The 13,341-nt window shown below is 64.8% G+C and carries 8 protein-coding genes and 4 pseudogenes; 7 read left to right on the top strand and 5 right to left on the bottom strand.

The genetic code is table 11. The annotated features are described in order from the left end of the window. Positions 1 to 142 precede the first annotated feature (142 nt). Positions 143 to 1,209, top strand: a protein-coding gene (locus HEQ16_04570; protein ID MCO4053325.1) for an IS630 family transposase whose coding sequence is annotated in 2 segments (ribosomal slippage) — positions 143 to 629 and positions 629 to 1,209 — 1,068 coding nt in all. Because the reading frame shifts where the segments join, the coding sequence is not laid out codon by codon here. Positions 1,210 to 1,237: 28 nt separating this feature from the next. On the opposite strand, the gene HEQ16_04575 is transcribed toward HEQ16_04570, so the two are convergent. The 3 genes and pseudogenes from HEQ16_04575 to HEQ16_04585 form a co-directional block, all read right to left on the bottom strand. Further along, positions 1,238 to 2,184, bottom strand: a protein-coding gene (locus HEQ16_04575) for an IS630 family transposase (protein ID MCO4053326.1) whose coding sequence is annotated in 2 segments (ribosomal slippage) — positions 1,238 to 1,836 and positions 1,836 to 2,184 — 948 coding nt in all. Because the reading frame shifts where the segments join, the coding sequence is not laid out codon by codon here. Between the two features lie 416 nt (positions 2,185 to 2,600). Next, a pseudogene (locus HEQ16_04580) lies at positions 2,601 to 3,798 on the bottom strand (IS91 family transposase). A 9-nt stretch (positions 3,799 to 3,807) separates the two neighbouring features. Next, complete coding sequence (locus HEQ16_04585) at positions 3,808 to 4,680, bottom strand: tyrosine-type recombinase/integrase (protein MCO4053327.1); 873 nt, start codon at positions 4,678 to 4,680, stop codon at positions 3,808 to 3,810. A gap of 116 nt (positions 4,681 to 4,796) precedes the next feature. Between HEQ16_04585 and HEQ16_04590 the strand changes: the two are divergent. From HEQ16_04590 to HEQ16_04610, 5 genes and pseudogenes are all read left to right on the top strand, one after another. Beyond that, a pseudogene (locus HEQ16_04590) lies at positions 4,797 to 6,021 on the top strand (IS21 family transposase). Beyond that, on the top strand, positions 6,018 to 6,806 hold the full coding sequence (locus tag HEQ16_04595; GenBank protein ID MCO4053328.1) for an ATP-binding protein: 789 nt from the start codon (positions 6,018 to 6,020) through the stop codon (positions 6,804 to 6,806). Before HEQ16_04590 ends, HEQ16_04595 begins: the two are co-directional and overlap by 4 nt. A gap of 70 nt (positions 6,807 to 6,876) precedes the next feature. Further along, a pseudogene (locus HEQ16_04600) lies at positions 6,877 to 7,107 on the top strand (transposase family protein). A gap of 265 nt (positions 7,108 to 7,372) precedes the next feature. Beyond that, positions 7,373 to 8,449, top strand: a complete 1,077-nt coding sequence (locus HEQ16_04605; protein MCO4053329.1) for an IS110 family transposase — start codon at positions 7,373 to 7,375, stop codon at positions 8,447 to 8,449. Positions 8,450 to 8,465: 16 nt separating this feature from the next. Then, a pseudogene (locus HEQ16_04610) lies at positions 8,466 to 8,762 on the top strand (transposase). A 271-nt stretch (positions 8,763 to 9,033) separates the two neighbouring features. On the opposite strand, the gene rfbA reads toward HEQ16_04610, so the two are convergent. Next, positions 9,034 to 9,924, bottom strand: a complete 891-nt coding sequence (gene rfbA / locus HEQ16_04615; protein MCO4053330.1) for a glucose-1-phosphate thymidylyltransferase RfbA — start codon at positions 9,922 to 9,924, stop codon at positions 9,034 to 9,036. Positions 9,925 to 9,963: 39 nt separating this feature from the next. Further along, positions 9,964 to 11,031, bottom strand: a complete 1,068-nt coding sequence (gene rfbB / locus HEQ16_04620; GenBank protein MCO4053331.1) for a dTDP-glucose 4,6-dehydratase — start codon at positions 11,029 to 11,031, stop codon at positions 9,964 to 9,966. A gap of 1,212 nt (positions 11,032 to 12,243) precedes the next feature. Between rfbB and HEQ16_04625 the strand changes: the two genes are divergently transcribed. Next, a complete protein-coding gene (locus HEQ16_04625) occupies positions 12,244 to 13,323 on the top strand; it encodes an IS630 family transposase (protein MCO4053332.1) in 1,080 nt (359 codons plus the stop codon). Positions 13,324 to 13,341: the final 18 nt, after the last annotated feature.

Raw genomic sequence — 13,341 nt, forward strand, 5'->3', positions numbered from 1 at the left:
CACCAATGCTCGTGCGCGAGCCGTGATCAGCCCCCGCTGAGTGGTCCGGTTGGAATGTTATACCAAAGGCCCTTTGACCTGACTCACCGAGGGTTCCCAAACTGACTGCGGCGTGATTCAAAGTGCGTGGAGGACCCACGCCATGCCGAAGGTTGTCGAGATCAAGCCGAGCCATACTCCCGCCGAGCTGCGCCGCCTGGCGGCATCGGGCAAGGATGCGAACCAAAGTCGACGATTGCTGTCCATCGCTGCGGCGCTGGACGGGATGAGCCGGGCGGAGGCCGCCAAGATCGGCGGCATGGACCGCCAGACGCTACGGGACTGGGCGCATCGGTTTAATGAGCAAGGCCCTGCCGGGTTGAAGGACAACCGTCGCCGGGGGAACCCAAGACGTCTGTCGCAGGCGCAACTGGTGGAGCTGTCCGAGATCGTCGAGACCGGCCCCAACCGCGCTGTAGACGGCGTGGTGCGCTGGCGGCGGATCGACCTGCAACGTGTCATCGCGGACAAGTTCAAGATCGCGTATCACCAGCGCAGCATCGGCAAGCTGCTGAAGCACCTGGGCTTCTCGCACATCAGCGCCCGGCCACGGCATCCCGGGCAAGATGGCGAGGTCATCGCGGCTTTTAAAAAAACTGGCCCAACACGCTCGCGGCGCACATCAAGGGCGTGACGCGCAAGACGAAGATCGAGATCTGGTTTCAGGATGAGGCCCGCATCGGCCAGAAGAACGGGCTCGTCCGGCAATGGGCGAGGCGCGGCACAAGACCTACCCAGCCTGCCGACCAACGCTATGAGAACGCCTATCTCTTCGGTGCCATCTGCCCCGAAAGAGGCGTGGGCGCGGCCCTCGCTTTGCCCCATGCTGACACCGACATGATGCAACTGCATATCGACGAGATATCCCTGCACGTCGCCAAAGGCGCTCATGCCGTGCTGCTGCTGGATCGAGCCGGATGGCACATCACCGGCGACCTGAACTGGCCGAAGAACATCACGCCGATCCTGCTGCCCTCGCGCGCGCCGGAACTGAACCCCGTGGAGAATATCTGGCAGTATCTGCGTGCCAACTACCTCTCGAACCGCGTCTTCGAGACATACGCCGACATCATCAATGCAGCCTGCGAGGCCTGGAACAGGCTCACCGAAAGGCCCGACGTCATCACATCAATCGGGATGCGCCACTGGGCGCAAACAGGTCAGTTGTAAGGGCCGTTAGTATTAGAGCGGAATCCGATCACGCTGCATCATATCCTGCGGCGCTGAAGTAGTTGGCGCATTCGGCGGGCGGGACCATGTCGATGAAGCGGCCGATGGCGTCCCAGAGGCCGCTGACGGTTCGCTCGGCCGCCTTCCTGAGCATTGCCTTGAGCTTAGCGAAGGCGTTCTCGATGGGGTTGAAGTCGGGGCTGTAGGGCGGGAGGTAGCGCAGTTCAGCGCCTGCCGCCTCGATCATCTCGCGCACGCGCGGCCCCTTGTGGCTGGACAGGTTGTCCATGATGACGATGTCGCCGGGACGCAGCTCCGGAACCAGCACCTTGGCGACATAGGTCTCGAAGGCGTCGCGGTTGATCGGCCCGTCGAGTACGAACGGCGCGATGAAGCCACGCAGGGTCAGCGCGCCGACGAAGGTCGTCGTCTTCCAGTGGCCATGCGGAACGCCCACCCGAAGCCTTGTCCCGCGCCGGCAGCGACCATGGCGGCGCGCCATGTTGGTCGAGGCCCATGTCTCGTCGATGAAGACCAGCCGGTCGGGATCGAGGTCGAGTTGATCCTCGAACCATCGTTCGCGCCGGGTCAGGACGTTGGGACGATCCTGCTCGGTCGCGTGCGCGGTCTTTTTTTGCGCGTGACGGCATGTCGGGCGAAGAAGCGCTGGATCGTGCCGAAGCCGAAGGCGAGGCCCTGCTTCGCCAGGCTGGCGCGGACCTCCTCGATCGTGGCATCCTTCTCCGGACCGAGCGCAGCCATCACCGCGTCATGATGGGCCTCGATCCGAGCCGAGCGCCGGTCACCGCCAAGCGCCTTGGGACGTGGATCGCCCTGATCTCGCTCGCGGCTGCGCCAGCGGCTGACGCTGGCCGCGCTGACTCCGAAACGCTCCGCAGCCTCGCGATGCGTCGCGCCGGCCGCGACCGCCCCCAGAACGCGAACCCGAAGATCGATCGACAGCGCTCTCGACATGCCTGCCGGCCTCCATCCGGCAGACAGTCTGAATCACCTCATGCCTGATTTGGGAATCTGGAGGGTTCTGTGAGGTCGCGCGGCTGAGATCGTCGTGCGGGCCGCGATGCGCGACCTCATTGAAGCCGGATTGAACGAACCCGCTGGCGCGGGAGCCTATGGGGATAGTTGCTGGCGAGTGCGGCAACAGATCTTGCTGTTGGCACGGGGTCTGGCCCTGATCCGCCCTGTTCGCTGATTGCCGCCAGCTATTCTGCAGCATGCAATGAGCCGGAGCGAGCGCTTCTGTACCATGTTGGCGATGCCAAGGGTTGATCTGGTTGTCGTTCGATGCTGCAGGGCGCAAGGGGTCGTACTCCGCAACGTATCAGCGAGCGGATTGATGATGCCGGATGGTCGAAGGCTGCGAACTGTCGTCATGAGGTGTCTGGGCAGGGCTGGCAGCGTGGCAGGAGCCGGGTGATGCGCATAGTTCCCCCGCAGCACGGACAGATCACTGGATCGAGGGCCTTCTGCTTTGGCTCTGGAGCGTGCTTGACCGCAGCGTCATGTTCAGTGGTGCGCGGATGACCGATCCCGCAAGCTTCGGCGGCAGCAATAGTCTGACGGATGGCAGCCAGCTTGATGCGGCGGCAACCGTTGGCGAGGAAGCCGAAGTGGCGGATACGGTGGAAGCCGTCTGGCAGGGCGTGCAGCAGGAAGCGGCGAATGAACTCGCCTGCATCGAGCTTCATGACGCGGACAGCACTGCCATGGCGATAGTCCCGCCAGCGGAAAGAGACACTGCTTGTCGTCCATGGCGACGAGGCGGCTGTTGGCGATGGCGACACGGTGGGTGTAGCGACCGAGGTAGGCCAAGACATGCTGCGGCGAACCAAAGGGCGGTTTGGCATAGACAACCCAGTCGGTGCGTCGCTGCGCGGCGAGCCAGGAAGTGAAGACTTCGACATCGTTGAGGACGGCAAGCTCGCCAAAGAAGCCAAGTTGACCCGTGGTTCTGGCCTCCTGGAGCCTCTCGACGAAGCGACGGCGGAACAATTGCGAGAGGACATGGATGGGCAGGAGAAAGTTCGGCCTGCAGGCGACCCACCGACCATCGTGGGCCAGTGCACCGCCCGGAACCAGACAATGCACATGAGGATGATGTGTGAGCGCTTGCCCCCAGGTGTGGAGAATGGCGACGGCACCAACCTCGCCACCCAGATGGCGCGGATCACGGCCGGCGGTCCTCAGCGCGTAGGCCGCCGCCTCGAACAGGATGGCGTAGACAATGGCCTTGTTCTGGAAGGCCAGCGCGCCGATCGGGGCAGGCACTGTGAAGACGACATGGAAGTAGGACGTGGGCAGCAGATCCTTTTCCCGCTCCGCCAGCCATGCCTCCCGCGCCGCGCCCTGGCACTTCGGGCAATGGCGGTTGCGGCAAGAGTTGTAGGCGATGCGGCTGTGCGTGCAGCCGTCGCAAGCTTCCACATGCCCGCCCAGAGCTGCCGTGCGGCACAGCGCGATGGCGCTCATGACGCGCGTCTCGACCCGGCCAAGCGGCACGGGCCGTTCCCGGCGATAAGCAGGACCGTGGCGGCGGAAGACATCCGCCACCTCCAGAGCGCTGTGCATCTCCGTTACTCAGACGGGAGGCGTCACGGTGAGGTCGAGCCGATCGAGCGGGCTTCGCGTCCTGGCGATTGTCGTGGTCGCCACATGGGTGTAGCGCGCCGTCGTCGACAGATTGGCGTGGCCCAACAGCACCTGGATAATGCGGATATCGGTCCCGCTCTCCAGAAGATGGGTGGCGAAGCTATGGCGCAGCGTATGCACGCTGACCTTCTTCGTCAGGCCTGCCGCCTTTGCAGCCGAGCGGCAGGCCGCGTGCAGAACCTGCACATCCATCGGCTTGTCCGGGCCGCGACCGGGGAAAAGCCAATCGCCTGGGCGTGCCAGCCGCCAGTAGCTGCGCAGGATCGCCAGAAGCGCGGCAGAGAGCATGACAGTGCGGTCCTTCGCGCCCTTGCCGTGCCGGACCTGCAGCACCATCCGGGCGCTGTCGATGTCGGTAACCTTCAGGCTCACCGCCTCCGAGGCCCGAAGGCCCGCTGCATAAGCCGTCGTCAGCGCGACGCGCGTCTTCAGGGAGGGTACTGCCTCCAGGAAGCTCACGACCTCGTCCGCCCCCAGGATCGCAGGCAGCTTGCGCGGTGTGCGGGCGTAGACGATGCGCTCGGGAATCTCGGCGCGGTCCAGTGTGACGCCGTAGAAAAAACGCAGGGCGCAGACCGTCTGGTTCAACGCGGGCCAGGAGATCCCCTGGCTGACCAGATGCACCTGGAACGAACGCACGTCCTCCAGACCAAGCCAGTCTGGCGAACACCCAAAATGGCGGCTGAACTTCGTCACCGCATGCAGATAGGATCGCTGTGTGGCTGGAGACAGATTGCGCAGTGTCATGTCGTCGATCATGCGTCGGCGCAGGGCGCTCATCGCAGGCTTGGCTTCGGTCATCGGGAACTCCTGGTGGGATGAGTGGCTTCAACACCCAAACCTTCCCATCAGGAGCTGCCCGTCACAAACCGCGCACCCCTCCCGCGACAGCGGGTTCGTTCAATCCCTCTCGACTCATTCAGATCGGATTCCGCTCTAGGGCCCTGGGCTGGGGCGCGAAGCGGATTGCTGCCGAGCTTGGGTGTTCAAAGAATACGGTGAAGCGCTGGCTTCGCTATGGCGATTGGCGTCCCTGCGTGACGCCGTCGCGCACGAAGCGGCTCGACGGCCTGGCCGACTGGCTGGCCAAACGCTTCCGCCGCCATCGCGGCAACGCCGATGTCTTCCGCCAGGAGCTCGCCGTCGAGAAGGGGGTCAGGGTAAGTCTCCGCACGGTGGAACGTGCGGTGGCGCCGCTGCGGCGCGAGCTGGTGGCGGAAGCGAGAGCGACGGTGTGCTTCGAGACGTAGCCGGGCCAGCAGCTGCAGATCGACTCCGGCGAGCGGCGGGTCGAGCTTGGCGGCGCGCCAACGAAGGTGTTCTTCTTCGTGGCGACGCTGGGCTACTCGCGTCGGCTTCATGTGCAGCCCTTTGGCCACGAGAAGCAGGAGAGCTGGTTCGCCGGCATGGAAGGCGCGTTCCAGGCCTTCGGCGGCGTGCCGCGCGAGGTCCTGCTCGACAATGCCCGCGCGCTGATCCTGGACCATGACCATCGAGCCGCGAGGTCGTGCTTCATCCCAGGCTGCACGCCTTCGCCCGGCACCGGGCTTCCGGGTCCGGGCCTGTGCTTCATACCGGGCACGCACCAAGGGCAAGGACGAGCGCGGCGTCGGCTACGTCAAGCGCAACGCCATCGCCGGGCGCTCGTTCGCGAGCTGGGCGGAAATGGAGGCGCCCCTGGCAGCCTGGACACGCGAGGTCGCGGACCGGCGCATCCATGGCACCACGGGCGCGTCGCCGATCGATCGCTTCCGGCACGACGAGGCGCAAGCGCTGAAGCCGCTTACCGGCATACCTGCCTTCAGCGCGATGCGTAACCTGATCCGCAGCGTCGGCGCCGACTGCGCGGTCGCCATCGACGGCAACGCCTATTCCGTGCCCTGGCGGCTGATCGGCGAGCCGGTCCGCGTAGCGGTCAGCGCAGGCGCGATCCGCGTCCACCATGGCGGCCGCGAGGTTGCTCTCCATTCCGAGTTGAAGGGCCGCCACGGCCGCGCCGTCGACGACGCGCATCTCGCCAGCCTCGTCGGCAGCCGGGCGGGCCCAATCCGTCGTCCTCCCGAGATTGTCGTCGATCCGACGCAGGCGGCACTGCTGCGGCCGCTGGCGGAGTACGAGGCGGTGGCTGGAGGAAGCTTCTGATGGATGCGCACGATCACCTGATCGCGCTGCTGGCTCGGCTGAAGCTCGGCGCCATGCGCGATCAGTTCGACAGCTTGATCGACGAGGCCGACCGACGCGACCTCACGATCCGCGAGGTTCTGACCATGTTCTGTGAGCGCGAGGTCGCCCGCCGCGACCAGCGGCGCATCGACATGGGATATGGGCTCGCCCGCTTCCCCTTTGCCTGCGACCTCACGGGCTTCGACTTCGGCGCGCAGCCCTCGCTCGACAAGGCGCAGATCCGCGAGATCGCCACGGGCCGCTTCATCGCCAATGGTGAAACCGTCTTGCTGCTCGGGCCGCTTGGCATAGGGAAAACGCATCTCGCCGTGGCGCTGGGCCGTGAAGCCATTGTGGCGGGCTACTCGGTACTGTTCACTCCAGCCACCACCCTGGTCGCCCAGCTCGCCAAGGCTCACAGCGACGGCAGGCTCGAGGAGCGGCTCACGCATTACGCAAAGCCCAAGCTCCTGATCATCGACGAACTCGGCTATCTGCCCTTCGAGCCTGACGCCCCACATCTGTTTTTCCAGCTGGTCAGCAGGCGCTACGAGCGGGGCGCGATGCTCGTCACCTCAAACCGGGCCGTAGGTGAATGGGGTTCGGTGTTCGGCGACCCTGTCGTCGCCAACGCCATCCTCGACCGGCTGCTCCACCACGGCCACGTCATTACGATCCACGGCGACAGTTACCGGCTCCGCGAAAAGCGCCGAAGCGGGCTTCTGCAGAAGCCCGCTTCGGCGCCAGCACCACCCAATACCTAATCATCCAACGGAAAGGGGGTCAGTTCCTGCTGTCATAGAGGGGCCAGATCCGATTGTCGCTGGACACAAGCTGCCGGTGACACGGCCGAACCGGGTGTGGGCGATGGACATCACCTACATCCCGATGCGGAGCGGCTTCCTCTACCTCGTCGCTGTGATCGACTGGTTCAGCCGCCGGGTGCTGGCCTGGCGGCTGTCGAACACCATGGACGCCGACTTCTGCATCGAGGCGCTGCACGAGGCTATGGCGTGGTTCGGGCGGCCGGCGATCTTCAACGCCGACAGTCAATGGATCAACGCCAGTTCCCGGTCGGCCTGACTCGAACACCGATCGACCTCCCGGTTAAGCTGGCACCGCAAGGCGCCCGGTGCGGTCTGACCCGCACTCAGATCGACCGATGTGTCTTTTCGCTGGACCTGTCGGCCGCCCGGGAACGCCTTGCGGTGAGGGCTCGCCTCGCCGTTGCCTGTGACCCGAGAAGGGCTTGACCGCATCCGGTCACGTGACTTTCCTGTCCATGCAGCTGATCCTAGCGAAGCCGTTCGTTCAAGCGAGGAGAGCGACCATAGACAGCAAGAATGAATCAGCCGCGAGCACCGTCGTCGGAGGCGTGGACACCCATAAGGATCTGCACGTCGCAGCCGTCGTCGACCATCAAGACCGAGTTCTGGGCACCCGCTCGTTCGCCAGCACCCGGCAAGGCTACCGCCAGATGCTCGCCTGGATGCGTTCCTTCGGAACACTGCAGCGTGTCGACGTGAAATCGACCGGCAGCTATGGCGCAGGCCTCCTGCGCTTCATGCAGCAGGCGGACGTCACCGTGCTGGAGGTCACGGCCCCTGACAGGCAGGACCGGCGCAAGTGCGGCAGAAATGACGATCTTGACGCGCATAACGCCGCCCATGCCGCCTTCTCGGGCCAGCGCACCGTCACACCCCGCAGCCGCGACGGCATGATCGAGGCGCTGCGCGTGCTCGTGGCCTGCCGCAAGACGGCGGTGACGGCCAGGCGCATTGCCCTGCAGATGATCTACAATGCCATCGTCGCCGCGCCCGACGGCCTGCGAGACCAGCTGCGCGTCATGACCCGGATGCAGCTCGTGCGCACGCTCGCAGCCTGGCGTCCGGACCTGACCGCTTACCGTGATGTCGAGGCTGCCTACCGGATCAGCCTCAAGTCTCTGGGGCGGCGCTACCTCGAACTACATGACGAGATCACCGATCTCGACGCTATGATCGCAGCGATCGTCCAGGAGCTGGCGCCCAACCTGATCGAGCGCAACTCGATCAGCTACGTCGGCGCGGCGCAGCTCCTGCTCACCGCCGGTGGCAATCCTGAACGCATGCGATCGGAGGCGAGCTTTGCGGGCGGCGTTAGCCCCGTGCCGGCATCATCAGGCAAGACAATCCGCCATCGCCTGAACCGGGGTGGAGACCGGGCAGCGAACAGCGCCTTGCACATCATCGCGATCGGGCGGCTGCGCACCGACCAGAGGACCAGGGAGTTCGTTGCACGGCGTGTCGCCGGAGGTCACTCCAAGCTCGACGCCATCCGTGCCCTCAAGCGCTATCTCGCCCGCGAGGTGTCCACACTCATCATGCACTTCCAGCGCGAAATCAACGCATCGCGCATCGCCGCTTGACAAACAGAAGGGCGTCCAGGGAAGCCAGTTCACCAGCCCGCGCTTCACCACGATGCTGATCGGAAACGGCGTCGCCGTCAGCATGGACGGCAAGGGGGCTTGGCGGGACAACGTCTTCATCGAGCGTCGGTGGCGATCATTGAAGCACGAGGAGGTCTATCTGCATGCCTACGCGTCCGTCACCGAGGCGCGGACGTCCATCGGGCGCTATCTGGACTTCTATAACCGGAGGCGCCCTCATCAGGGGCTGGCCGGGCAGACGCCCGATCAGGCCTTCATTATTGCGCTGCAGCCAAACCCGGCGGTGGCGTAACCCAAGGGCGAAACCACTTATCGGCGGCACGGAAACTGTTCAAACAAACCGAGCCACTTCTTCTTGGGCGAACTGGCGCGCCACCGCCGTCGCTCTGGCGTGGAACTCCGCGACGTAAGGCGCAGGCCGGTAGAGCGTGGCATCGAAAGACAGCTTCAACCCACGTGCCTCACGGCCAAGTGATCAATGGCATCGCGGGGATAGCATGCCAGAAGCATCGCCAGCCATCGCCTGCGACAGGCGGCTTCCATATGGCGTCTGCACCCAAGCGTCAAACAACGCGCGGAGGTTCTGCGCCGGCTTGGGCGATGGTTATAAGGTATCGCCCATAGGCGCTCTTGCCGAGCGCCTCGCCGAGCCTGTGCAGCTGCCGCGAGTCGATGAAGCCCTGCTCGAACGCCACCTCTTCGGGGCAGCAGATGCGCAGGCCCTGGCGCTTTTCCAGCGCGCGCACATAGCTTGCGGCATCGGTCAGGGAGTCGGAGGTGCCGGTGTCGAGCCAGGCGAAGCCGCGCCCCAGCTTCACCACGTTGAGAAGGCCCATCTCCAGATAGCGCAGGTTCACATCGGTGATCTCCAACTCGCCGCGCGCGCTGGGCCTGATCGAGGCGGCGATGTCGGCCACCTGCTCGTCGTAGAAGTACAGTCCGGTGACGGCCCAATTCGATCTGGGCTTCGCGGGCTTCTCCTCGATGCTCACCGCCCGCATCGCGGCGTCGAACTCCACGACCCCATATCGCTCGGGATCGGTGACATGGTAGCCGAACACCGTCGCGCCGCGTCCGTGGCTGCGCGCCTGCTTGAGAACGCCGGAAAGGCCGGCGCCATAGTGGATATTGTCGCCCAGCACCAGCGCCGACGGCCCGCCCCGCACGAAGTTCCGCCCTATGACGAAGGCCTGCGCGAGGCCGTCCGGCGAGGGCTGCTCGGCGTAGCTCAGCGAGACGCCCCAGCTCGCGCCGTCGCCGAGCAGGCGCTGGAATTGCGGCAGGTCATGGGGGGTGGAGATGACGAGGATCTCGCGGATGCCGGCCAGCATCAGCACCGACAGCGGATAGTAGATCATCGGCTTGTCGTAGACCGGCATCAGCTGCTTGGACGTCACCAACGTCATCGGGTGCAGGCGCGTGCCGCTGCCGCCCGCTAGAATAATGCCCTTCATCGCGCCCTCCCGCCCGCGGCGGCCCCGTCCCGTGTCCGCTCAGCGTGCGTCGCCATTGCCGACCGTCAGCCCAAGGCGCTCTCCGGCATAGACCTTCTCGCGCAGCGGACGCCACCACCATTCGTTCTCGATGTACCATGCCACGGTCTTTTCGACGCCGCTCTCGAAGGTCTCTCTCGCGCGCCAGCCCAGTTCGCCCTCAAGCTTGGAGGCGTCGATGGCGTAGCGCCGGTCATGGCCGGGGCGGTCCGCCACATGCGTGACCAGCCGTGCGTGCGGCGCGCCGCCCGGGGACAGCCTGTCCAGCACCTCACAGATCCGAGCGACGACGTCGATGTTGCGGCGCTCGTTGCGCCCGCCGACATTGTAGGTCTCGCCGACGCGCCCACTGCTCAGGATCAACGCCAGCGCCCGCGCGTGATCCTCGACATGCAGCCAGTCGCGCACGTTGAGGCCCTCGCCATAGACCGGCAGCGGCTTGCCATGCAGCGCATTGAGGACGACGAGCGGGATCAGCTTCTCGGGAAAGTGGAACGGCCCGTAGTTGTTGGAGCAGTTCGAGATTATCGCAGGTAGGCCGTAGGTCCGCGTCCAGGCGCTGACGAGATGGTCGGCCGCGGCCTTCGAGGCGGAATAGGGCGAGCTGGGATCATAGGGCGTAGCCTCGGTGAACAGCCCCTCCTCGCCCAGCGAGCCGTAGACTTCGTCGGTGGAGACATGCAGGAAGCGGAACCTGGCCCCGCGATCTGGCGGTAGGGCGCTCCACCAGGCGCGCGCCGCCTCCAGCATCACATGCGTGCCGACGATGTTGGTGGCGATGAAGTCGCCCGAGGCGTTGATCGACCGGTCGACATGGCTCTCGGCGGCCAGATGCATGACCCCGTCGGGCTCGAACGCCGCGAACTGCGCCGACACCGCCGCCCGATCGCAGATGTCGACCTTGGCGAAGTGGTGGCCGGGATGGCTGTCGAGGCTGCGCAGAGAGGCGAGATTGCCAGCATAAGTCAGCTTGTCGAGGTTGAGGACCGTCCAGCCCAGATGAAGCACGCAATGGCGGCACACCGCCGAGCCGATGAAGCCCGCGCCGCCGGTGACGATAATCCGCATGAACCTCTCTCCCATCGCGCAGCCGGCACCTGTCCCGGCGGAGACCGCCGCCGTCGACCCGGCTTTGGCATGCCGCCCCGCGCAGGCAAGCGTGGCAGGCCTGAGCTGCGGTGCATCAGCTCGCGCCACCAGTCAAGCGCTCGCCGGACGAACATGGACAAATCGCCGAAACGGGGCGTCCAGCGCAGCTGTCCGCGCCTGGACCTCCGCCAGCTGACCGCCCCCACTCGACGCAGATGGTCGAGCGCCGCCGCAAAGCCCATCGGCTGCGCGGATTGACGACTTTGTGCTGGCCAGCCCCAACGCAACCCCGCCGGCGTGAAGGGCCCGGCCAACATGGCCGCTGCTATCCGGGCGATTGAGGCCAAGACAGCGCGGCGTGTAGCTCAGGCCCTTCCTCTTGGAACTCTCATGTAGTATTCTTTGTTACATTAGGGTTCGCGGTGGAAGTCAGGAACCGACGCGCCTGAGGGACGCCAAACCGTGCGTGAGCCAAGGTCCTCGCTGTCGATCCATGGAACTTGGACAGTCGCCTGGCCGCTTGAAGGAAAGCACGCTTACGCAAAGATGGGATAGGATGGACACCACCGTGGTTGTTGAAATCGACGTACTGAAGGATCGGCTGGACGTGCATGTACGGCCGAGCGGCGATGCGTTCAGTGTGAAGTGCGACGGCGACAGAATCGCTGCGCCGGCCAAGACGCCAGCTCCACGATCTCCTACGGTTGTGGCGGTGAAGGCCACCGGCGGGTTCGAAACGGTGGTTGAGCGGATCAGTGTTAATACCAAGACTGCCGCTGTTCGAGTTAGGAAGGCCGGACTTCGATACAAAGTCGAAACAACCGAGGGCGGAGTGGTGCCCATTTCTATTCAAAATTGCGCAGCATCGCAGGGTAGTTCGCGACAGCCAGCTCGTTCTCCCTGTCTGTCGAACTCGCGGCATATACGCACGATCCTCAGCTGTGTGCCGGCAGAGCGCAGGGCGGCAATGGGGCGGTCGCGCGATCGCTCTTTGCTAACCACCTCCGCGGCGGCTCCTTGCCCTTTGTGTGGGGATCCGGAACATGCGTTCACCGTACCGATCCGGCGGCTGCCGGGAGTGTTTGCCGCACCCCCGACAGCCTGACCACAGCAACCTAGCTAGTGGAACGCGCCTGACGGGCGAGTCCGATTTGGGATTCCCCATTTTGGTTGTTCGTGCGAATCTGGCGCATGCGCACAGGAATATCCATCACAGTCACGGCCTCTGAACTTCTGCGGCTCGAAGCCATTGTCGTTAATCGTAATTCTCCCCAAAAGCATGTCTGGCGCTGTCGGATCGTTTTGTTGACGGCGAAGGGCGCTGGCACGGCGTCGATCATGCGTGAGGCGGGCGTTTCCAAGACAGCGGTCTGGCGCTGGCAGGAGCGCTTCATGCGCGAAGGCATCGATGGCCTGCTGCGCGACAAGACGCGCCCCTCGCGCATCAAGCCGCTCGGCCCTCAAGTGGCGGAGCGTGTGGTGGCGCTGACGCTGGCCGATCCCCCCAGCGAGACCACGCACTGGACGGCGCAGGCCATGGCCAAAGCCTCCGGCATCAGCGCCAGCGCGGTGCGCCGCATCTGGAAGGCGCACGGCCTCCAGCCGCACCGGATGCGCCAGTTCAAGCTCTCCAACGACCCGAAGTTCACCGAGAAACTGCGCGACGTGGTCGGCCTCTATGTCAATCCGCCCGCGCACGCCATCGTTCTATCGCTGGATGAGAAATCCCAGATCCAGGCCCTCGACCGCACCCAGCCCGGACTGCCCATGAAAAAGGGGCGGCTGGGCACCATGACCCACGACTACAAGCGGAACGGCACGACCACGCTCTTTGCGGCCCTCAACGTGCTCGACGGAACCGTCATCGGCCAGAACATGCAGCGCCATCGCCATCAGGAGTTCATCCGCTTCCTCAACGCCATTAATGCGCAGGTTCCGGCAGGCAAGGCGGTCCATGTCATTCTCGACAATTATGCCGCCCACAAGCATCCCAAGGTCATGCAATGGCTCATGCGCAATCAGCGCTTCACCTTCCACTTCACGCCAACGTCCTGTTCATGGCTCAATGCGGTCGAGGGTTTCTTCGCCAAGCTCGCAAAACGCATCCTCAAGCGCGGCGTCTTTGTCTCAGTCGTCGATCTTCAGGCCGCCATCAACCGCTTCCTCAAAGAGCACAACGGGGAGCCAAAACCCTTCTCCTGGACCGCAGACCCCGACGCCATAATCGCAGCTGTCAAACGCGGGCACCAAGCGTTAGATTCTGTCCACTAGGAGGCCACCATGGCTGTC

Source organism: Bosea sp. (in: a-proteobacteria), assembly GCA_023910605.1.
Classification (GTDB): domain Bacteria; phylum Pseudomonadota; class Alphaproteobacteria; order Rhizobiales; family Beijerinckiaceae; genus Allobosea.

Coding starts and splice junctions, on each gene's coding strand:
- HEQ16_04585 (MCO4053327.1), bottom strand. CDS start 4,680: ATGACCGAAGCCAAGCCTGCGATGAGCGCCCTGCGCCGACGCATGATC.
- rfbA (MCO4053330.1), bottom strand. CDS start 9,924: ATGAAGGGCATTATTCTAGCGGGCGGCAGCGGCACGCGCCTGCACCCG.
- rfbB (MCO4053331.1), bottom strand. CDS start 11,031: ATGCGGATTATCGTCACCGGCGGCGCGGGCTTCATCGGCTCGGCGGTG.
- HEQ16_04625 (MCO4053332.1), top strand. CDS start 12,244: ATGCGCACAGGAATATCCATCACAGTCACGGCCTCTGAACTTCTGCGG.